At 70.1% G+C, this 18,493-nt stretch carries 19 protein-coding genes, 1 tRNA gene and 1 riboswitch; of the genes, 7 read left to right on the top strand and 13 right to left on the bottom strand.

Features of this window, described 5'->3' with window-relative positions:
- The first annotated feature begins 170 nt into the window (after nt 1–170).
- A complete protein-coding gene (locus D3869_RS27415; RefSeq protein ID WP_137142870.1) occupies nt 171–2,288 on the top strand; it encodes a hypothetical protein in 2,118 nt (705 codons plus the stop codon).
- Between the two features lie 30 nt (nt 2,289–2,318).
- On the opposite strand, the gene D3869_RS27410 is transcribed toward D3869_RS27415, so the two are convergent.
- The 7 genes from D3869_RS27410 to mgtE form a co-directional block, all read right to left on the bottom strand.
- The gene (locus tag D3869_RS27410; RefSeq protein ID WP_137142869.1) at nt 2,319–3,017 is read right to left on the bottom strand and encodes an NnrU family protein; all 699 of its coding nucleotides are present in this window, start codon (nt 3,015–3,017) and stop codon (nt 2,319–2,321) included.
- A gap of 29 nt (nt 3,018–3,046) precedes the next feature.
- Nucleotides 3,047–3,520: a hypothetical protein gene (locus tag D3869_RS27405; RefSeq protein WP_137142868.1), complete on the bottom strand. Its 474-nt coding sequence runs from the start codon at nt 3,518–3,520 to the stop codon at nt 3,047–3,049.
- 38 nt (nt 3,521–3,558) lie between these two features.
- Nucleotides 3,559–4,002, bottom strand: coding sequence for a PaaI family thioesterase (locus D3869_RS27400; protein ID WP_014199887.1), 444 nt, complete (start codon nt 4,000–4,002; stop codon nt 3,559–3,561).
- Nucleotides 4,003–4,052: 50 nt separating this feature from the next.
- Nucleotides 4,053–4,841 (bottom strand): thiazole synthase, encoded by a 789-nt coding sequence (locus D3869_RS27395; RefSeq protein ID WP_432613446.1) that lies wholly within the window; start codon nt 4,839–4,841, stop codon nt 4,053–4,055.
- A gap of 201 nt (nt 4,842–5,042) precedes the next feature.
- Nucleotides 5,043–5,252, bottom strand: a complete 210-nt coding sequence (gene thiS / locus D3869_RS27385; protein WP_014199889.1) for a sulfur carrier protein ThiS — start codon at nt 5,250–5,252, stop codon at nt 5,043–5,045.
- Nucleotides 5,249–6,433, bottom strand: a complete 1,185-nt coding sequence (thiO, locus tag D3869_RS27380; protein WP_137142865.1) for a glycine oxidase ThiO — start codon at nt 6,431–6,433, stop codon at nt 5,249–5,251. Before thiO ends, thiS begins: the two co-directional genes overlap by 4 nt.
- A riboswitch (TPP riboswitch) is annotated at nt 6,425–6,528 on the bottom strand. Its footprint overlaps the gene before it by 9 nt.
- Nucleotides 6,529–6,574: 46 nt before the next feature.
- The gene (mgtE, locus tag D3869_RS27375; protein WP_137117927.1) at nt 6,575–8,014 is read right to left on the bottom strand and encodes a magnesium transporter; all 1,440 of its coding nucleotides are present in this window, start codon (nt 8,012–8,014) and stop codon (nt 6,575–6,577) included.
- 297 nt (nt 8,015–8,311) lie between these two features.
- On the opposite strand from mgtE, the gene D3869_RS27370 reads away from it, so the two are divergent.
- Complete coding sequence (locus tag D3869_RS27370; RefSeq protein ID WP_040138053.1) at nt 8,312–8,614, top strand: STAS domain-containing protein; 303 nt, start codon at nt 8,312–8,314, stop codon at nt 8,612–8,614.
- Between the two features lie 123 nt (nt 8,615–8,737).
- Here the strand turns inward: D3869_RS27370 and D3869_RS27365 are convergent.
- A tRNA-Leu gene (locus D3869_RS27365) sits at nt 8,738–8,824 on the bottom strand.
- A gap of 125 nt (nt 8,825–8,949) precedes the next feature.
- Here D3869_RS27365 and lipB point away from each other — a divergent pair.
- Nucleotides 8,950–9,690: a lipoyl(octanoyl) transferase LipB gene (gene lipB, locus D3869_RS27360; protein WP_137117926.1), complete on the top strand. Its 741-nt coding sequence runs from the start codon at nt 8,950–8,952 to the stop codon at nt 9,688–9,690.
- A gap of 3 nt (nt 9,691–9,693) precedes the next feature.
- Here lipB and D3869_RS27355 read toward each other — a convergent pair whose 3' ends face one another.
- Both D3869_RS27355 and D3869_RS27350 read right to left on the bottom strand, forming a co-directional pair.
- Nucleotides 9,694–10,140 carry a hypothetical protein gene (locus D3869_RS27355; protein ID WP_247896057.1) on the bottom strand — a complete coding sequence of 149 codons (447 nt, stop codon included), beginning with the start codon at nt 10,138–10,140 and terminating at the stop codon, nt 9,694–9,696.
- Between the two features lie 261 nt (nt 10,141–10,401).
- Complete coding sequence (locus D3869_RS27350; protein ID WP_137117925.1) at nt 10,402–10,695, bottom strand: acylphosphatase; 294 nt, start codon at nt 10,693–10,695, stop codon at nt 10,402–10,404.
- A 236-nt stretch (nt 10,696–10,931) separates the two neighbouring features.
- On the opposite strand from D3869_RS27350, the gene D3869_RS27345 reads away from it, so the two are divergent.
- Nucleotides 10,932–11,795, top strand: a complete 864-nt coding sequence (locus tag D3869_RS27345; RefSeq protein ID WP_137142864.1) for a DUF2189 domain-containing protein — start codon at nt 10,932–10,934, stop codon at nt 11,793–11,795.
- A 10-nt stretch (nt 11,796–11,805) separates the two neighbouring features.
- On the opposite strand, the gene D3869_RS27340 is transcribed toward D3869_RS27345, so the two are convergent.
- The 3 genes from D3869_RS27340 to coxB are packed head-to-tail and all read right to left on the bottom strand — an operon-like array spanning nt 11,806 to nt 15,739.
- A complete protein-coding gene (locus D3869_RS27340) occupies nt 11,806–12,165 on the bottom strand; it encodes a hypothetical protein (RefSeq protein ID WP_137142863.1) in 360 nt (119 codons plus the stop codon).
- 8 nt (nt 12,166–12,173) lie between these two features.
- Nucleotides 12,174–14,705, bottom strand: a complete 2,532-nt coding sequence (gene ctaD, locus D3869_RS27335; protein ID WP_137142862.1) for a cytochrome c oxidase subunit I — start codon at nt 14,703–14,705, stop codon at nt 12,174–12,176.
- A complete protein-coding gene (gene coxB, locus D3869_RS27330) occupies nt 14,702–15,739 on the bottom strand; it encodes a cytochrome c oxidase subunit II (protein WP_137142861.1) in 1,038 nt (345 codons plus the stop codon). The genes ctaD and coxB overlap by 4 nt, the downstream gene beginning before the upstream one ends.
- A gap of 150 nt (nt 15,740–15,889) precedes the next feature.
- Between coxB and D3869_RS27325 the strand changes: the two genes are divergently transcribed.
- From D3869_RS27325 to D3869_RS27315, 3 genes are all read left to right on the top strand, one after another.
- A complete protein-coding gene (locus tag D3869_RS27325) occupies nt 15,890–17,029 on the top strand; it encodes a c-type cytochrome (RefSeq protein WP_137142860.1) in 1,140 nt (379 codons plus the stop codon).
- 412 nt (nt 17,030–17,441) lie between these two features.
- Complete coding sequence (locus D3869_RS27320; RefSeq protein ID WP_040138044.1) at nt 17,442–17,642, top strand: hypothetical protein; 201 nt, start codon at nt 17,442–17,444, stop codon at nt 17,640–17,642.
- A 71-nt stretch (nt 17,643–17,713) separates the two neighbouring features.
- Nucleotides 17,714–18,493: a MetQ/NlpA family ABC transporter substrate-binding protein gene (locus tag D3869_RS27315; RefSeq protein WP_137142859.1), complete on the top strand. Its 780-nt coding sequence runs from the start codon at nt 17,714–17,716 to the stop codon at nt 18,491–18,493.

The raw sequence follows: 18,493 nt of genomic DNA, 5'->3' as shown, positions 1-18,493 counted from the left end.
AAGCCTGACCGGCGGCGGTTCCGCGGCATGTCGGCGCGGTTTGCGTCTTTCCGTCTGCCCAAATCTTTCCCAAATCCAAGCGTAAGCCGGGCCAGGAAGCCGGGCCCAATCCGTCAGGCCCTCTGCGTCAGGCCAAGAACGCCCAATCGTCCATAATGGGAGAAACCCGCATGTCCGGGATCACGAAAGCCGCCCTCTTCACCCTCGCCGTGCCGCTGCTGGCCGCGCCCGCCCTGGCGGCGGACCAGCCGCCGGGAGCGCTGGCGCTGAAGCGGGTGCTGCTGTCCACCGGCGGCGTCGGCTATTTCGAGCATGAGGCGCGCGTCTCCGGCGACGCGGCCCTGACCCTGGAGGTGCGCCGCGACCAGGTGGACGACGTGCTGAAGAGCATCGTGGTCTACGACGACCGCGGCGGCATCGGCACGGTGGACCTGCCGGGTCAGGAGCCGCTGGAAACCGCCTTCCGCGAGCTGCCCTTCACGCCGCAGGATCTCGCCTCCCCCACCGCGCTCCTGAACGCCATGAAGGGGGCGGAGGTGCAGACCAGCGGCTCCCGCGCGGTGTCGGGACGCCTGCTCTCGGTGACCGAGGAATACACCCAGCTTCCCAACGGCGGCGGCACCGTCACCCGCAACCGCGTCAGCCTGATGACGGCGGAGGGGCTGCGCCAGCTCGTCCTGGAGGAGACCGATTCCCTGCGCTTCGCCGACCCGCGGGTGCAGGCGCAGCTCGACTCCGCGCTGGCTGCCGTCGCCGGAGCGGCGGGCAAGGAGCGGCGGCGCCTGACCATCCGCACCACCGCCCCGCAGGCGGACGCGGGCGCCGAGCGCACCGTACGCGTCGCCTATGTGGTCGCGGCCCCCTTGTGGAAGGCGACCTACCGCCTGACCCTGCCCGAATCGGCGCCCGGATCGGCGAAGGGGACCGAGGGCGGCACCGGCGACCTGCAGGGCTGGGCCGTGCTGGAGAATCTCAGCGGCGACGATTGGAAGGGGGTGGAGCTGTCGGTGGCGTCGGGCAATCCGGTCACCTTCCGGCAGGCGCTCTACTCCGCCTATTTCGTGAACCGTCCGGAGGTGCCGGTGGAGGTGTTGGGCCGCGTCCTGCCGCCCCCCGACGAGGGGGCCGTGGCCGCCGACGTGATGGCAAAGGCGCAGGATTCGGCCGTCCGCTCCCGCGCCGCCGCCGAGTCCGGCGCCCCCACCGCCATGGCCGCCCCGCCCCCGCCGGCCCCCGCACCGGCCATGAGCGCGCCCTTCGCCGGCGCGATGCCCCAGCGGGCGGCGGAGACCACCCCCGCCGAGAGCACGGAGGCGACGGCGCAGGTGCTGTTCCGCTACCCGCAGCCGGTGACCCTGGCCAACGGCGGCACGATGATGATGCCGATCACCGCCCGCGCCATCCCGGCGGAGCGGCTGTCGCTCTACCAGCCCAACACCCAGCCGCGCCATCCGCTGGCCGCGCTGCGCCTCAGCAACGGCGACTCGGGAGAGACCGGCCTGCCGCCGGGCGTGCTGACGCTCTATGAACGGATTGGCGGGGCCGCCGCCTATGTGGGCGACGCGCGGCTGGCCACCCTGCCGGCCGGCGAGAGCCGGATCCTCAGCTTCGCGGTGGATCAGGCGGTGACGGTGGACCGCTCCGAGCAGCCGAGCCGCACCCTGTCCCGCGCCACCCTGGCCGACGGGGTGCTGCAGCTGACCGTGACCGACCGCCAGACCACCACCTACCGGATCGCCGGCGCGGCGGGCGAGGACCGCACGGTCATCGTCGAGCATCCGCGTCGTTCCGGCTGGGAGCTGGTGCAGCCTTCGGGTGGGGCCGCCCCGGACCTGACGGCCGACGCCTACCGGCTCCCGGTGGCGGTGCCCGCCGGCCAGACGGTGACCCTGTCGGTCGCGTTGGAGCGCCCGCGGATCGAACGGTTCGGCATCTCGGAGATGTCGCCGGAGCAGGTGCGGGCCTACGCCTCCTCCACGGAGCTGCCGCCCGCGGCGCGCGAGGCCTTGGGCAAGGTCGCGACCCTGCGCGGCGCCGTCGCCGACAAGGAGCGCCGCGTCGCCGACCTGGAGCGCGAACAGGCGGAGATCGGCAAGGAGCAGGAGCGGCTGCGCCAGAACCTCGCCACGCTGCCGCGCGACAGCGACCTGTTCAAGCGGACCATCGCCAAGATGGGCGAGCAGGAAACCCGCCTGGACGGCCTGTCCCGCGAGCTGGCCACCGCCCGCAAGGAGGCCGACACCGCCCGCAACACGCTGCGCGATCAGGTGCGCGGCATGACGTTCTGAGCGTGGCGGGCTAAACGTGAAAGCTGACCGTCACCAGGGCAGCGGCGACACGCCGAACAGCATCCGGTGCAGGTGCAGCAGCCCGCCGTAAAGCAGCAAAGCCACCGCCGGGCGCCACCAGCCGATCTCCCGCCAGACGAGGCTTTGGCGCCCGGCCAGGATCGCCGCGAAGGGCAGGTTCGAGGTGCGGGCGGCGTAGTGCTCCCACGCCGCCCCCAGCCGCCGCGCCAGCTTCGTGTCGATCAGAACGCTGCCGCCCAGCGCCAGCAGGGCGAGCGTGCCGAACAGAATCAGGGAAGCGAGATCGCCGTTCGGCACCATATGGGCGACCGCCCACAGCCCGACGCCCCAGAGGAACGGGTTCCGCGTCACCCGCAGGATGCCGCGGACCGGCTCCCGGTCGCCGGTCAGCAGCTTCTCCTGCCCGACCGAGGTCGGGTTCGGGGTGGTGAGCCCGGCGACGAGCAGGAACAGCGCCACCGGCACCAGCAGGACCGGCACCCAGGCCAGCCCGCCGGAGGGCGGCCACACCGGCACATGGGGCGCCGCGTTGCAGGCCGCCACCAGCCACCAGAAGGCCAGCGCCGAGACCAGCGAATAGAGGCCGAGATAGGGCTTCTCGCCCAGCCGTCCGACCAGCGCCGCGCGCAGCGGCGTGCTGGAAATGCCGAAATGCGTCAGCAGCAGGAACAGCCCCGCGGCGAACAGATGGGCGATGGTGCCGGTCATGCGCGGTCTCCCGGTCGCGAAGCCTCTCGTCAGGCGCCCTTGTCCAGCGTCGTGCCGCTGCAATAGGCCCAGTCGTCGCCGTGCAGGCCGAAGAACAGGGCCACCGGCTGCTTGCCGGAGCGGTCGATGACCACGCGGAAGCGGTTGCCGGTGCAGGCGCCCGCCGCCTGCTTCTGGTAGGGCAGCTTGACGCTCTTGGATTTCAGGCAGGAATCGGCGGCCTTGGGCGGGTTGGCCGACGCGTCGACGCGCTTGCCGTTCAGCACCATGTAGTAGTTGGTGGCCTGCCCGCCCTTCACCTCGGCCTTCACCTCGATCTTGCCGAATCGGGACTTGTAGAGGCCGGCGTCGGTTTCGCCGTCCGGCGCACCGGGGGCGATGGGGCGGAAGGACACGGCGCCGCAGGCCGGCGGCTCCTTCTTCTGGGCGAAGGCCGGCTGGGCCAGGGCGACGGTGGCGGCGCCCGCGATCAACGCGGCACCGAGAAGACGCGACAGCGGCATGCGAACCTCCTGGATCGGACGGAAAAAGTTGGGGCGGGTCAGGCGGGGGCCTGGCAGAACAGGGTCTGCTGCATGATGGCACAGTCCTTCTCCACCCCACCGTCGAGCATCGAAATCTCGACGCTGGTGACGGTCAGGGTGCGGCCCGGTTTCAACACGCGGGCGCGGGCGATCATCACCTCGCCCTTGGCCGGCGACATCAGGTTGACCTTGAACTCCACCGCCAGAACCTCGCTGCCCGCCGGCATCAGCGTGTAGCCGGCGTAGCCCCCGGCGTTGTCGGCCAGCGTGCTGACCATGCCCGCGTGGAAGAAACCGTGCTGCTGCGTCAGGTCGGCGCGGAACGGCAGGCGCATCTCGCAGAAGCCGGGCTCCAGCCGCGTCAGCTCGATCCCCAGCGTCTTGCAGATCGGCTGGCGCTCGAAGCCGGCGCGGCAGCGCGCCTCCCAGTCCGGATCGCGCGGTTCGAAGGTCTTGGGCACGTCTCGGGTCTCTCTGATTGTGTTCGGGCGGCCCCTACCCTGCGCCAGCCTTACGTTCCGATCAAGCCGAGCTGCGGGCTCGACGCCTCCGCGAAGGCGCGTTTCGGCATGCGCCCGGCCAGACGGGCCGCCCGCCCCGCCGCCACCGCGTCGCGCATCGCCGCCGCCATGCGCACCGGATCGCGCGCCTTCGACACGGCGGTGTTCAGCAGGACGGCGGCGCAGCCCAGCTCCATCGCCAGGGCGGCGTCCGACGCCGTGCCGATCCCGGCGTCCAGGACCACCGGCACCGGGCTGCGCGCGCAGATCGTCTCGATGGCGTGCGGGTTGCGGATGCCCAGGCCGGAGCCGATGAAGGCGCCCAGCGGCATCACCGCCGCCGCCCCCAGGTCGGCCAGCTTGCGGCAGGTCACCGGATCGTCGTTGCAGTAGGGCAGAACGGTGAAACCGTCGGCCACCAATTCCTCGGTCGCCCGCAGCAGCTCCTCGACATCGGGATAGAGCAGTTCGCGGTCGCCGATAACCTCGAGCTTGATCCAGTCCACGCCGAGCGCCTCGCGGGCGAGCTGAGCGGTCAGCACCGCCTCCTTGGCAGTCAGGCAGCCGGCGGTGTTGGGCAGCAGCCCGGCGCGGTCGCCGATGACGTCGACGAGGCTCTCCGAATAGCCGTCCAGGCTGATGCGGCGGATGGCGAGGGTGACCAGTTCGCTGCCGCTGGCTCCCAGCGCGTCGAGCATGACCTGCTGGTTCGGATAGCCGGCGGTGCCGAGAAACAGGCGCGAGCGGAACTCACGGCCCGCTATGGTGAGCGTGTCGTTCATGGGTGTTTCCTTGATGATTGATATGCCCTCTCCCGCCCCGGGAGAGGGAAGGGACCCACGCGAAGCGTGGGAAGGGTGAGGGTGCCGCCGAGTATCAGCGCCTTGATCCTTGCACGACCCTCACCCGCCCGCTGCGCGGGCACCCTCTCCCGGGACGGGAGAGGGATTGGGCGCCGCCTTTGCGGGAGTACCGATCAAGAGGCGCGGCGGGCGAGAAGGTCAGCCGCCCTGCACGGGACGGATGATCTCCAGGGCGTCGCCCGCGGACAGTGGCGTCTCGTCCCAGCGGCGGGAGGGCAGGACGGCACCGTTCAGGGCGACGGCGACTCCGCGCGTGCCCGCGGCGATTCCCCGCCCGGCCAGCAGGGCGGCGACGGTGGGGGCGGCGAGATCCTCCTCCCGCCCGTTCACACGGATGCGGGCGCTCATGCCGCGGCCCCCTTGGGCTGGGCGAAGCGGTCGAGCGCGAAGGGGCGGATCACCGGATCGGCCTCCCCGGTCAGGATCAGCCGCGCCACCGAATCCGCGGTGACCGGGGTCAGCAGGATGCCGTTGCGGTGGTGCCCGGTGGCGTAGACCAGCCCCTCCACCTCCGAGAGGCCGAGGATCGGGGCGTCGTCGCGGGTGCCCGGACGGAAGCCGGCCCACGCCTCCTCGATGGGCAGTTCGGCGATGCCCGGCAGGGCGCGCCATGCCCCCTCCAGCAGAGCGAACTGGCCCCCGGCGGTCAGGCGGTCGTCGAAACCGCGCTCCTCCGTCGTGGCGCCGACCAGCAGCCGTCCGTCCAGCCGCGGGATCAGGTAGGTGCCGGGGGTCCACACCACATGGCGCAGCAGCGGCAGCCGGGCGTCCATCCGCAAGCAGAGCATCTGCCCCTTCACCGGACGCACCGGCGGACGCACCGCCGGGGACAGCCCGTCGATCCAGCCCGACCACGCCCCGGCGGCCAGAACCACTTGATCGGCCTCGAAAAGCCGGTCCCCGACCTGGACGCCGACGGCCCGGCCGCCGCGGATCTCGATGCGGGACACCTCGGCGTACTCATGGACCACGGCGCCGGCGCGCAGGGCGGCGGCGTGCAGGGCAGCGGCAACCTTGCGATTGTCCACCTGATGGTCGCCGGCGCAGAACAACGCGCCGGCCACGCCGGGTTGGAGATAGGGCTCGCGCCGCCGCACCTCCGCCCCGCTCAGCCATTCCACCGGCAGGCCGAGCTTGGTCTGGAAGTCGTGCAGGAAGCGCACCTTGGCCGCGTCGTCGGCGTTCAGCGCGATGACCATCGTGCCTTCGGTGCGCAGGTCCACCGCCATGCCCGAGGCGGCCTCCAGCTCCGCCGCGAAGGCGGGCCACAGGTTCTGCGAGGCGCGGGTCAGCGGCAGAAGGCTCTCTTCGCCGGGTTCTGTCTCCACACAGGCGGCGAGCATCCCGCCCGCGGCGTGGCTGGCGCCCCGGCCGGCGGCGCCGCGGTCGAAGACCTCGACCCGGCAGCCGGCGGCGGCCAGTCTCCAGGCGATGGACAGGCCGATCACACCGGCGCCGACCACGGCGACGGAGGGCCCTCCAGAAACGGAAAGAGCGGAATCGGAGTGAAATGAGGGCGCGGATACCATGCGGCGGCTCCCTTCGCTGGCATTATCCAGACAGGTTCGATGGGTGTGATCTCAGCCGCGCGGGCTCATCCCGCACGGCACCCCAGCCAATGCCCGGATCATCCGGAAGAGGGCCGCCTTTGGCAAGCCCCTTTTCGTTGGTTACAACAACAAAAGCGACGCCAGCCCCAGGAAGGACAGGAACCCGATGACGTCGGTCATGGTGGTCAGGAAGACCGAACTCGCCACCGCCGGATCGACGCCCAGCCGGTCCAGCCCGATGGGAATCAGCACGCCGCACAGCCCGGCGACGAACAGGTTGATGACCATGGCGCAGCCGATCACGAGGCCGATCATCGGCTCGAACCACGTCGCGGCGATGGCCCCCACCAGCGTGGCGAAGACGGCGCCGTTGAGCAGCCCGACCAGCACCTCCTTCCCCACCACGCGGGGCGCGTTGGAGGACGACAGCTCGCGCGTCGCCAGGGCGCGCACCGCCACGGTCAGCGTCTGCGTCCCGGCGTTGCCGCCCATCGAGGCGGTGATCGGCATCAGCACCGCCAGCGCCACGATCTGCTCGATGGTCGCCTCGAACAGCGAGATGACGCCGGCCGCCGCGAAGGCGGTGAACAGGTTCAGCCCCAGCCAGGAAATGCGCGAGCGCGAGGTTTCCAATACCGAGCGGTAGATCGAGGTGTCGCCGACGCCGCCCAGCTTGCCGATGTCGTCCTCGGCCTCCTCGTCGATGATGTGGACCACGTCGTCGACGGTGATGACGCCGATCAGCCGCCCGCCGGCGTCCACCACCGGGGCGGAGACCAGGGCGTATTGGCGGAACAGATTCGCCACCTCCTCCTGGTCCATGGTGGCGGGGATGGTGTCGACCTCCTCCGTCACCAGATCGGCGATGCGCACCGACCGCTTCTGGCGCAGCAGGCGCGACAGCGGCACCGCCCCGACCACCCGGTGCATCGGATCGACGACGAAGATGTCGTAGAAGTCCTCCGGCAGCTCGTCGGTGGCGGCTCGGACATAGTCGATGGTCTTGCCCACCGTCCAGAACTGCGGCACCGCCACCAGATCGCGCTGCATCAGGCGGCCGGCGGTGTACTCGTCGTAGGTCAGGTTCTCCTGGACCAGCGCGCGGTCGGCGGCCGGCAGATTCTCCAGCACCTCGCGCCGGGTGTCCTCGTCCAGGTCCTCGATGACGTCGACGGCGTCGTCGGTGTCCAGCTCCGCGACGGCGGCGGCCAGCTCCTTCGGCTCGAACAGCTCGACGATCTCCTCGCGGAGATCGGGGTTGAGGTAGCTCAGCACCTCGCCGTCGAAGTCGGGACGCAGGACGCCGATCAGCGCCTCGCGGTCGTCGTGGCCGAGCTGCTCGATCAGGTCGGCGATGTCGGCGGGATGAAGCCGGTCCAGTTCGGCCCGCAGCTCGTCGCGCCGGCCGGCGTGCAGCCGTTCGACGACCTCCTCGACGAATTCCGGCTCCACACCATAGGCGCGCTCCTCCTCGCCGTCCTCGCGGGGCGGGTCGGGGCGTTCGGCCGGGTGCGGCACATCGTCCTGGATACGATCCGGTTCCTGGCGGTCGGTGTGCATGGCGGCACCCTCCCTTCACGATGGCAATGCGGCGTGACGGCATGGTCCTGCGATCGGCCGACCATGGCGCACCGGCGTTTGCGGGTTGGTGGGGAGCCCTCGCGGGTTCCCGCCGGGGCGACCACCGAATATAGGTGTGCCGCCCTTTTGTCCAGTCCGGCGGGCCATTCCGGAGCGTCCGGCCCCACGCGCAATTGCTTGCGTGGGCTTCACAATTCGTGCACCCATAATGCGCGCGGGGCTTTCCACCTCGCGCAGCCCGAGAAGAACCGACACCACCGGCCAGCGGATGTGACGATGGAGTACGCCTACACCGACATCGACGGTCAGGAAGGGATCATGCTGTCGGGGCGCTTCACCTACGACGACAGCCGCAAGTTCCACGACCTGCTGGCGGATTGGGACATCGGCGCGCGGCCCGACGTGCGGCTCGACCTGCGCTATCTGACTTTTCTCGACTCCGCGGCGATCGGCATGCTGTTCGTCCTCGCCAACCGCTGCCGCGACGCGAAGGGGCTGGTGACGGTGCACAACGCACAGCCCTACATCGTGCAGACCATGCGCCGCGTCGCGCTCGACCAGTATGTGGAGTTCCGCTAAGGGGAAGGTGCCTGGACAGGGCAGCCTGACAACGAAAGACGGCCCGAAAACGAAAAAGCCCGCTGTGGTCCGATGGACCGGCGGGCTTTTCGTTTGTTTGCCAAATCCCCCGTTTCAGGGGGATGGTGCGGTCGAGAAGACTCGAACTTCCACGGCATCTCTGCCACAGCGACCTCAACGCTGCGCGTCTACCAATTCCGCCACGACCGCACAAGGCTGGTAGAACCGACGTCAGGATCGCTCCCGTCATCGGGTGGAGCGGGGGAATAGCAGATCCCCGAAGACCGATCAAGCGGCGTCTCGCGTTTTTGCCAAAGAAAGTTCATAACGTCGGGATGACCGACCTCACCGCCCCCGTTCCGCCCGCCCCCGACGCCATCGGCGATGCCGTTCCCGCCGCCGCTCCCGCCCCGGCCAGGGCGGTGGAGTGGCGCATCAGCGACACGCCCGTCCCCTACCCCGACGCGCTGGCCGAGATGGAAGCGCGCGTCGAAGCCATCCGCGCCGGCACCGCGCCGGAGCTGGTCTGGCTGCTGGAACATCCGCCCCTCTACACCGCCGGCACCAGCGCGCGGGAGGAGGACCTGCTGGAACCGGGCCGCTTCCCCGTCTATCAGGCCGGGCGCGGCGGGCAGTTCACCTATCACGGGCCGGGACAGCGCGTGGCCTATGTGATGCTCGACCTGAAGACGCGCGGCGCCGACATCCGCGCCTTCGTCCACGACCTGGAGGAGTGGCTGATCCGCACGCTGGCCGCCTTCAACATCCGTGGCGAACGGCGGGACGGCCGCGTCGGCATCTGGGTGGACAAGCAGCCCTATGGCGGCGCCCCCGGCCAGGAGGACAAGATCGCCGCCATCGGCGTGCGGGTGCGCCGCTGGGTCAGCTTCCACGGCGTCGCCCTGAACGTCGAGCCGGACCTGTCCCACTTCGCCGGCATCGTCCCCTGCGGCATCAGCGAGCATGGCGTGACCTCCATCGTGGCGCTCGGCCATCTCGTCACCATGGAGGATGTGGACGCCGCCCTGATCGCCAGCTTCGCAGAGGTCTTCGGCGGCGCCGCCGGTGAGGAATGACTCCTACCGCTTCGGCGCCCCGCCGGCCTGCGCGTCGTTGAGGACGCGCAGATCCTCGTTGGTGATCGACACGATGGTGCAGCCGGTGCTGTCGCCGTTGCGGAACAGGTAGATCAGCTTGCGGTTCGCCTGCTTCTTCGGGTCGTGCAGGTTGAGGCCATGGCCGAAGGCGACGCCCAGGACCTCCCCCTTGAAGACGGCGCGGAAGCGCATGGGCGTCTGCTCGCGGAACTGGCGGGCGGCGCAGGCCTTGCTCAGCTCTTTTTCGAAGGTGCCGGCGTGCCGCCAGTCCTGGGTGGAGCGGATGGTCACCCATTGCGGCGGCAAGGGGTACTGGACCACCGGCGGCGCCAGCGGCAGGTTATAGCCGCCGGGCGGCACCGGCGGCATGTGCCCCGGCTCCGTCCGGTCGAGCGGTCCCTTGGCCCAGGCGGCTCCGGTCGTCAGCAAGCCGAGCGACAGAAACGTGCCGCGCAGGAGCCGGAGCGCTGATTTTGGCCTTTTGCCGCTCATCCCGACCCGAGTGCCCCCTCCCTAACCCTCCCCCGCTGCGCAGGGGAGGGGACCATCCTCCCTCCCCTGCGCAGCGGGGGAGGGCCGGGGTGGGGGCAAGGCGATCCGACCCCTCATCCACACCGGTCAGCCTAGCCCCCGCATGGCTAACAGAACGCTAACCATCGCGCCCGGCCGCGCCCGGCCATCCCACCCGCGTCACTGCGTCGGACGCTGCTCGAAGGCGCCCGGGCCGGGATCGCGGGTCGGTTCGACGGCGATGTCGCTGACGATGGCGGCGGAGGGGCCGCGGCGGCAGGCCTCCAGCATGCGGTCCACGGCGTCCGCCGGGCCGGCGAACAGCGCCTCCACCGTGCCGTCGCCGCGGTTGCGCACCCAGCCGTCCAGCCCCAGCCGGTTCGCCGTCTCCACGGTCCAGCCGCGGTACCACACGCCCTGCACCTTGCCATGAATGCGGGCCAGCACGGCCTTGCGGTCTTCCTTATCCGCCATTCCCATCCCCGGTGTCGTTTCCATGAGGCGAAGGACAATAGGACAGGCGCCGGTTCCGGAAAAGCCGGCGCCCTCCCCTCCCCCAATGAACAGTGCCGCCAACCATTCGTCGGCGTATCATCCCTTGCATGGCGGGGCGCGGGATCTCCTGTGACCGCCGGGCCGCGACAGCGAAGGCCGCGACCGGGCACGGGCGGGCTCGCGTTCCCTGAACGAACGGTTCGGGAGGAACGGACATGACCATCCGAAACCCTGCGGAATGGGGAGCGGCCCATTTCAAATCCTGGTCCCACGGCCTGGCCGAGGCGGGTCACGCCATCGCCCCGCCGGCGGCGGAGCGGGCGGCGCTGGAGCCGACCGTGCGGCGCATCCGCAGCGACGATCTGCGCGACGCGCTGAGGAAGGGGCTCCATGACTTCATGGCCTGCCGCACCGACGTCCTGTTCATCGCCCTGATCTACCCGCTGGTCGGGCTGCTGCTGGCTGAGGTGGTCTTCGACCAGAACGCGCTGCACCTGCTGTTTCCGCTGGCCTCCGGCTTCGTCCTGATCGGCCCCTTCGCCGCGGTCGGCCTCTATGAGATGAGCCGCCGGCGCGAGCGGGGCGAGCACGTGTCCTGGGCGGACGCCTTCGGCGTGGCGCGCTCCCCGGCCTTCGGGGCGATCCTGGCGATGGGGGCGATCCTGACGGCGGTGTTCCTGCTGTGGCTGGTGGCGGCGCAGCTCATCTACATGGCGACCCTCGCCCCGCTGGCGCCGGAGGGCTGGAGCGCCTTCGTCCAAGCCCTGTTCACCACCCGCGCCGGCTGGAGCATGATCGTTCTCGGGATGGGTGTCGGCTTCCTGTTCGCGGTCCTGGTGCTGGCGATCAGCGTGGTCAGCTTCCCGCTCCTCATGGACCGCCGCGTCGGCGTGGCGACGGCCATCCGCACCTCCGTTCGTGCCACCCTGAGGAATCCCGAACCCATGGCGCTCTGGGGCCTGATCGTGGCGGGTGGGCTCCTGCTCGGCTCGCTGCCCGCCTTCGTCGGGCTGGTGATCGTCATGCCGGTGCTCGGCCACGCCACATGGCACCTCTACCGTCGCCTGATCCCGGAATGAGGCGGCCGGGCTAGCCGCAGGCCGGCACCTGCAAAGCAGGAAGCCCATTCCACAGGATGGCGACCAGCGATCCCGCGGCGGCGAGCCCGGTGAACAGGCGGATGAAGCGCCGCGGGTCCTCGCTGGTCCGCCGGCCCGGAGCGGCGCCCCACAGCGCCGCCGCCAGCACGCCCGCGGCCAGCAGCAGGGCGACCGCCGTTGCGCCGAGGATCAGAACCACCGCGACGGGGTGGCCGTACAGCTCCACCCCGTCCCATGCACGGGCGCAGATCAGCCCGTTGATGCCGTAGACCGCCGCGAAATGGACCGCCCAGATCAGGAAGGCCGACATCATCCCGGTGAAGGTCGCGGTGAACGCCGTTTTTTCCATGGCACGCCTCACACGGCCAGACGCGGGAACAGATGCACCAGCAGGAGCGACACCACCCCCTGCCCGCAGGTGTAGAGCCAGACCAGCATCACGTTGTCGAAGGTGACGCGGCGCCGCGCGTGCAGCCGCCCGGCGAAGGAGCGCGCCAGCGTGAAGCCAGTCATCAGAACCAGGATCACGACGTGGAAGACCTGCCAGGAGGCCAGCATGTAGACGATGGCGCCATAGGCGCTCTCCGACGCCACGAGCCCGCTGCCGATGTGGTTGTAGGGCTCGGCCGCCGCGGCGGCCAGCATCAGCAGGAGACCAACGAGCAGAGCGCCCCGCATCGTCCAGGAGCGGTTATGGGCCACGGCGCGGCTCGCCAGCAGCATCGCGCCCGCCGCCACGATCCAGAGCGCCGCCTCGCCGAACAGCCACCCCAGCCCCGGCAGGGCGTCGGTGCCTGTCGGCCAGACGTCCGGGCTGACCGTCCACAGGAAGACGTAGGTGAAGCACAGGCAGGCGAAGGCCGTCCCGTCCACCAGCAGCAGGACCGCCGTCCCCCACCAGGAATGATTCTCCGATCCCTGGAGATAGACCGGCACGCGCCACCCGCCGCCAACGTCCTGCGGCGGATGGTCGGCCCCCTTGTCCAGGCCCCACACCCACCAGAAGACCGACGCGATGGCCAGCACCCCCGGCACCAGCGACACCCAGTAGAGCTGCACGGCCAGACAGATGAAATGGGCGGCGGTGAACAGCCCGGCGAGGAAATGGCTCCAGTGCGGACCGGGCATCGGCATCAGATACTGGGGCCGGGCCTCGATCGGGCTGGTCACGATGGTCTCCCGCCGGCGGGTCGGGGCGCCGGGCAGGTAGTGGGCGCCCTCCTGCACCTCGCGCGACAGGTTGGGGTTGTCCCACAGCGGGTAGAGCGAGCGGACATGCGGGATGCTGCGCGTCGCGTAGTCGTCGTTCGGAATCCATTCCAGCGTTCCCGCCTTCCACGGATTCTCCGGCGCCGGGCGCCCCCGGCCGAAGGCGTCGCGCGCCATGTCGATCAGCACCAGCAGGACGCCGAAGGCCATCACGAAGGCCCCGACGGTGGAGACCATGTTCAGGACGTTCCAGCCGAGATCACCCGGATAGGTGTAGACGCGGCGCGGCATGCCCATCAGGCCGCTGACATGCATGGGGAAGAAGGCGACGTTGAAGCCGATGAACATCATCCAGAAGGCCCAGCGCCCCAGCCGCTCCGACAGCATGGTGCCCTTCATCGTCGGCCACCAGTGATACAGCCCGGCGAAGACCGGGAAGACCATGCCGCCGATCAGCACGTAATGCAGGTGCGCCACCACGAAGTAGCTGTCATGGGCCTGCCAGTCGAAGGGGATGACCGCCACCATCACGCCGGTCAGGCCGCCGGCCACGAAGATGAACAGGAAGCCCAGCAGGAACCACGTCGCCACCGTCCATTGCAGCCGCCCCTTGCCCAGCGTGGCGATCCAGGCGAAGACCTGGATGCCCGCCGGCACCGACACGGCCATGCTGGCGGCGGAGAAGAAGCTGAGGCTCAGCGGCGGGATGCCGGTGGCGAACATGTGGTGCACCCACAGGCCAAAGCTGAAGAAGCCGGTGCCGACCAGCGCCACCACCACCCAGTCGTGGCCGACCAGCGGCCGCTGCGCCAGCGCCGGCACCATCATCGACACCAGCCCCGCCGCCGGCAGGAAGATGATGTAGACCTCGGGATGGCCGAAGAACCAGAACAGGTGCTGCCAGAGCAGCGGGTCGCCGCCCCGCTCCGCGATGAAGAAGGGCCAGTCGAAGGCCCGCTCGATCTCCAGCAGCGCGGTCGCGATGATCACCGCCGGGAAGGCGAAGACGATCATCCCCGCCATGACCAGCATCGACCAGCAATAGACCGGGATCTTGTCCAGCGTCATGCCGGGCGGGCGGGTGCGCAGGATGCCGACGATGATCTCGATGGCCCCGGCGATGGCCGAAATCTCGATGAAGCCGATGCCGAGCAGCCAGAAATCGGCGTTGATGCCTGGCGAGAACTTCATGCTGGTCAGCGGCGGGTACATGAACCAGCCGCCGTCCGGCGCCACCTCGAAGATCAGCGAGCAGAAGAAGGCCAGCCCGCCGAACAGATAGGCCCAGAAGGCGAAGGCCGACAGCCGCGGAAAGGGCAGGTCGCGCGCCGCCAGCATGGAGGGCAGCAGGAAGACGCCGATGGCCTCGACGATGGGCACGGCGAACAGGAACATCATGCCCGTGCCGTGCACGGTGAAGAACTGGTTGTAGAGGCTGTGCCCCAGCACGTCGTTCTCCGGCACGGCGAGCTGCGTCCGCATGACGAGCGCCAGCGTGCCCGAGATGACGAAGAACAGCAGCGCCGTGCCGATGTACATCACGCCGATGATGTTGTTGTTCACCTCCTTCAGCAGGCCGAGGCCGGAGGTCGGCTTCCAGGCGCGTTTCAGCGCCTCCAGCTCCTCCTTCGGGCGCGGCAGGCGGCTGGGCAGGGCGGCATCGTCGAGCGGCGGGGTCATTTCAGGCTCTCCAGCCAGACGGCGATGGCGTGCAGATCGTCGCCGCCCAGGATCGGGAAGGACGGCATGCGGTTCTCCGGCTTGATGTGCTGCGCCCCGGCGATCCAGCCGGCCAGGGCCTCCGGCGTGTTGGGCAGCGTCCCGGCGGCCAGCGCGCCGCGCCCGCCGACATGGGTCAGGTCCGGCCCGGCCGCCCCGTTGGCCGGCGTCCCGCGCACCGTGTGGCAGGACCCGCAGCCGGCGCGCAGGAAGGCGTCGCGCCCGGCGGCCTGCTGCAGCCCTTCGGGTTCGGCGGCGGGACGGCGCTCGGCGGCCAGCCATTCCTCGAATCGGTCGGGCGGCTCCACCACCACGTCGAAGGCCATCAGCGCGTGCTGGGCGCCGCAGTACTCGGCGCACTGGCCGCGGTAGGTGCCGGGCCGCTCGCCGACCAGGATCAGCCGGTTCTCGTGGCCGGGGATCATGTCCATCTTGCCGCCCAGGCTGGGCACCCAGAAGCTGTGGATGACGTCCGCCGCGGTCACCACCACCTCCACCGTGCGCCCGGCCGGGATGACGAGGCGGTTGGCGCTGCGCAGGACCTCACCGCCCTCCCCGGCCCCTTCTATACTTACGTCGGGGTAGCGGACCTCCCACCACCACATGTAGCCGGTGACCTCGACGCGCAGAGGCTCCACCCCGCCGGTGTCCGACAACTGCCGGGCCACGGCGAACTCGTAGACCTGAAGCGCGGTCAGCGTGACGATGGGAAAGACGAGGCCGCCGCCGATGATCCAGGCGCGGCTTCCGGGGAAGCGTTCCGGCCGGGCGATGACGGCGTACCCCGCCAGCGCCATGACGAAAAGGAAGATGACCCCGCCCCCGGCGACGAGAATCAGCGTCAGGTCGAGGATCGCCTCGGCGTTGCGCCCGGCGGGGTGGAGCGCGGATTGCGGACCCCGCTCGCAGGCCGCCAGGAGCCCCAGTCCGCCGGCCAGGGCCGCTCTCCGCCAGTTCCGTCGGCGTCCCTCGCTGCGGCCAGACCTGCGGTCCATGCACCCCCCTCGCGGCGTTGGCCCGCGGCGGCGGGCATCGTCGTTGCACGGCTAAACTCACGGCAAGGCCGCAGGTTCCGCCGGAACTTCGGTCAGCGGGGGAGCATTCACTCGGGAACAAACACTCGCAACCGGCGGAGCGTCCCATCCATGCGCAGAGTTCTGACGATCATCGGGCTGGTTCTGGGCGCCCAAGCGGTGGGGGGCTTCCTGTTCGCCTGGTCGGGGCTCTACAGCATCGCCGCCAGCAAGGAGCACTGGCCGCCGGTCCACTGGTTCTTCAGCATGGCGATGCGCAGCTCCATCGAGACGCACGCCGCCTTCGTCGGCGATCCGCCCGACCTCGACGATCCGGCGCTGATCCGGCGCGGCGCCGGCCATTACGAGGACGGCTGCGCCCCCTGCCACGGCGCGCCGGACGTCGGGCGCAACCCGATCTCGCGCCACATGCTGCCCGCCCCGCCCTTCCTGCCGGGCCATGCCGGGGACTGGACGGACAAGCAGCTCTACTGGATCACCTACAACGGCATCAAATACGCCGGCATGCCCGCCTGGCCGGCGCAGGCGCGCGACGACGAGCCCTGGGCGGTGGCCGCCTTCCTGCGCCGGCTCGACGGCATGAGCGCCGAGGAGTACCGCCGCCTCGCCTTCGGGGAGACGACGCCGGACGGCGACCGCTCGGCGCTGAGTGACTTGGCGATGCTGGACGGTTCCGCCCGCGAGGTGCTGGACAACTGCGCGCGCTGCCACGGCTATGACGGCGCCGGGGGCGGCCCCGGAGACAGCGCCGCCGCCTTCCCCCGCCTGTCGGGCCAGAACGCCGCGTATCTCTTCCACGCGCTGAAGGCCTACGCCGAGGGCGGGCGGCACAGCGGCATCATGCAGCCGGTGGCCGCCGGGCTGGACGAGCCGATCCTGCGAACCCTGGCCGACCACTATGCAAGGCAGAGGGCGCCCTACCCGCCGCCGCCCGCCGACGCCGATCCGGCCCTGCTGGCGCTGGGCGCACGGCTGGCCGAGTCCGGCGACCGCGACACTGGGGTGCCGGCCTGCTCCGGTTGCCATGGCGAGGACCGCGACCCGCGCTACCCCCGCCTCGACGGGCAGCACGCGAGCTACATCGCCGACCAGCTCCGCCTCTGGCAGAGGGACGCGCACGGCGACACGCCGCTGTCCAGGATCATGGGCACCGCCGTGCGCAACCTGACGGAGGAGCAGATCCGCGCCCTGTCGCTGCACTACGCGCAGAGCCGCCCGCGGGAGACGGCGCGCGAGGACGGCGCGCGCTGAGCCCCGGCCATCCATGGCCGAGCGCCCTATTTCACAATCTAAAAAAGTGATATGTGCATTTTCACAAATTCAATTCACTTTCCGCCTTGACCGAATGCCCACTCTCATTGTAGATAAAAAGCCGGACGCCCAAGGGGGGCGCCCCGCGGCAATTTGATCGCCAGCTTGCGCCGCGTCACCAAACGCTAAAGCGCCACGATACCGGTCGTGGAACTCTGGAAGGAGTGACCGGAATGACCATGATGACCCTCCCCTCCCCAGCCGATCGGACCGGCACCGCGACGGACCTGTGTTGCCGAATGCGCAACGCCTCGTGTCGCCGCTGACCCCAGCGCGCCAACCCGTCCCGTCCAGCATCCGATCCGCATGAAACCCGCGCGCGCAGCGCCGCGGGCCGAGGGAGAACACCGTCATGAGCACCTCCAACGCCTACGCCATCGAGGTCCAGGGCCGGTCCGCCGGCATCGTCGTCGCCGGCCAGGGCGGCTTCACCTTCTTCGTGTCCGACTGGTCCTTCAAGGACCTCGACCGCCAGACCTTCCGCAACGTCGGACAGGCCGAGCGCGCCGCCAAGCAGTTGGCGGCCCGGCGCTCCGGCGTGCGGCGGCGCTGATCGCGCCCGCATTTCACACCGACCCCGCGCCCGATCCGACCATTCCACACCGCGCATAGAGGACCCGTTCCGTGAAAGCCTTTCTGACGTCCATTGTCACCGCCGCCCTTCTCACCGTCTCCACCGGCGCCGGCGCCGCGGCCCTGAAGCTCGGCGTGTCCGCCGGTCCCTATGGCGAGATCTTGGAATACACGGCGAAGATCGCCGCCAAGGAAGGTCTGAAGGCGGAGGTGATCGAGTTCACCGACTGGAACATGCCCAACGCCGCGCTCCAGTCCGGCGACATCGACGCCAACAACTTCCAGCACCAGCCCTTCCTGGACAACCAGATCAAGCAGCGCGGCTACGACATCGTTCCGGTCGCCAAGAGCATCGTCGTGCCCATGGGCATCTACGCGAAGAAGGTCCAGTCTCTGGCCGACCTGAAGGAGGGGGCCAGCGTCTCCATCCCCAACGACCCGACCAACGGCGCCCGCGCCCTGTTCCTGCTGGCCAAGGCCGGGGTGATCGGGCTGAAGGACGGGGCGGGCCTGAACACCTCCATCGCCGACATCGCGTCCAACCCGAAGGAGATCAAGCTGGTGGAACTGGACGCCGCCCAGCTTCCGCGCTCGCTGGACGACGTGGACGCCTCGGTCATCACGCTGAACTACGCGGTCCTCGCCGGGCTGAGCCCGAAGACCGCGCTGGTTCTGGAGGACGACCAGTCGAAATGGCACCTCGTCTGGGCCGTCCGCAAGGACCGCGCCGAGGACCCGGCGATCAAGCGCTTCATCGAGCTGTACCGCTCCGCCGAGGTGCGGGACTTCATCAACACGCGCTTCAACGGCACCATCATCCCGACCTGGTGA

It is taken from the genome of Azospirillum brasilense (genome assembly GCF_005222205.1).
In the GTDB taxonomy this organism is placed as follows: domain Bacteria; phylum Pseudomonadota; class Alphaproteobacteria; order Azospirillales; family Azospirillaceae; genus Azospirillum; species Azospirillum brasilense_G.
This window is presented reverse-complemented; position numbering and strand designations above follow the sequence as displayed.

What these genes read in the sequence shown, in the direction of transcription:
- D3869_RS27415 (WP_137142870.1), top strand. Translation starts at nt 171, where the DNA reads ATGTCCGGGATCACGAAAGCCGCCCTCTTCACCCTCGCCGTGCCGCTG.
- D3869_RS27410 (WP_137142869.1), bottom strand. Translation starts at nt 3,017, where the DNA reads ATGACCGGCACCATCGCCCATCTGTTCGCCGCGGGGCTGTTCCTGCTG.
- D3869_RS27405 (WP_137142868.1), bottom strand. Translation starts at nt 3,520, where the DNA reads ATGCCGCTGTCGCGTCTTCTCGGTGCCGCGTTGATCGCGGGCGCCGCC.
- thiS (WP_014199889.1), bottom strand. Translation starts at nt 5,252, where the DNA reads ATGAGCGCCCGCATCCGTGTGAACGGGCGGGAGGAGGATCTCGCCGCC.
- thiO (WP_137142865.1), bottom strand. Translation starts at nt 6,433, where the DNA reads ATGGTATCCGCGCCCTCATTTCACTCCGATTCCGCTCTTTCCGTTTCT.
- mgtE (WP_137117927.1), bottom strand. Translation starts at nt 8,014, where the DNA reads ATGCACACCGACCGCCAGGAACCGGATCGTATCCAGGACGATGTGCCG.
- D3869_RS27370 (WP_040138053.1), top strand. Translation starts at nt 8,312, where the DNA reads ATGGAGTACGCCTACACCGACATCGACGGTCAGGAAGGGATCATGCTG.
- lipB (WP_137117926.1), top strand. Translation starts at nt 8,950, where the DNA reads ATGACCGACCTCACCGCCCCCGTTCCGCCCGCCCCCGACGCCATCGGC.
- D3869_RS27350 (WP_137117925.1), bottom strand. Translation starts at nt 10,695, where the DNA reads ATGGCGGATAAGGAAGACCGCAAGGCCGTGCTGGCCCGCATTCATGGC.
- D3869_RS27345 (WP_137142864.1), top strand. Translation starts at nt 10,932, where the DNA reads ATGACCATCCGAAACCCTGCGGAATGGGGAGCGGCCCATTTCAAATCC.
- D3869_RS27340 (WP_137142863.1), bottom strand. Translation starts at nt 12,165, where the DNA reads ATGGAAAAAACGGCGTTCACCGCGACCTTCACCGGGATGATGTCGGCC.
- ctaD (WP_137142862.1), bottom strand. Translation starts at nt 14,705, where the DNA reads ATGACCCCGCCGCTCGACGATGCCGCCCTGCCCAGCCGCCTGCCGCGC.
- coxB (WP_137142861.1), bottom strand. Translation starts at nt 15,739, where the DNA reads ATGGACCGCAGGTCTGGCCGCAGCGAGGGACGCCGACGGAACTGGCGG.
- D3869_RS27325 (WP_137142860.1), top strand. Translation starts at nt 15,890, where the DNA reads ATGCGCAGAGTTCTGACGATCATCGGGCTGGTTCTGGGCGCCCAAGCG.
- D3869_RS27320 (WP_040138044.1), top strand. Translation starts at nt 17,442, where the DNA reads ATGAGCACCTCCAACGCCTACGCCATCGAGGTCCAGGGCCGGTCCGCC.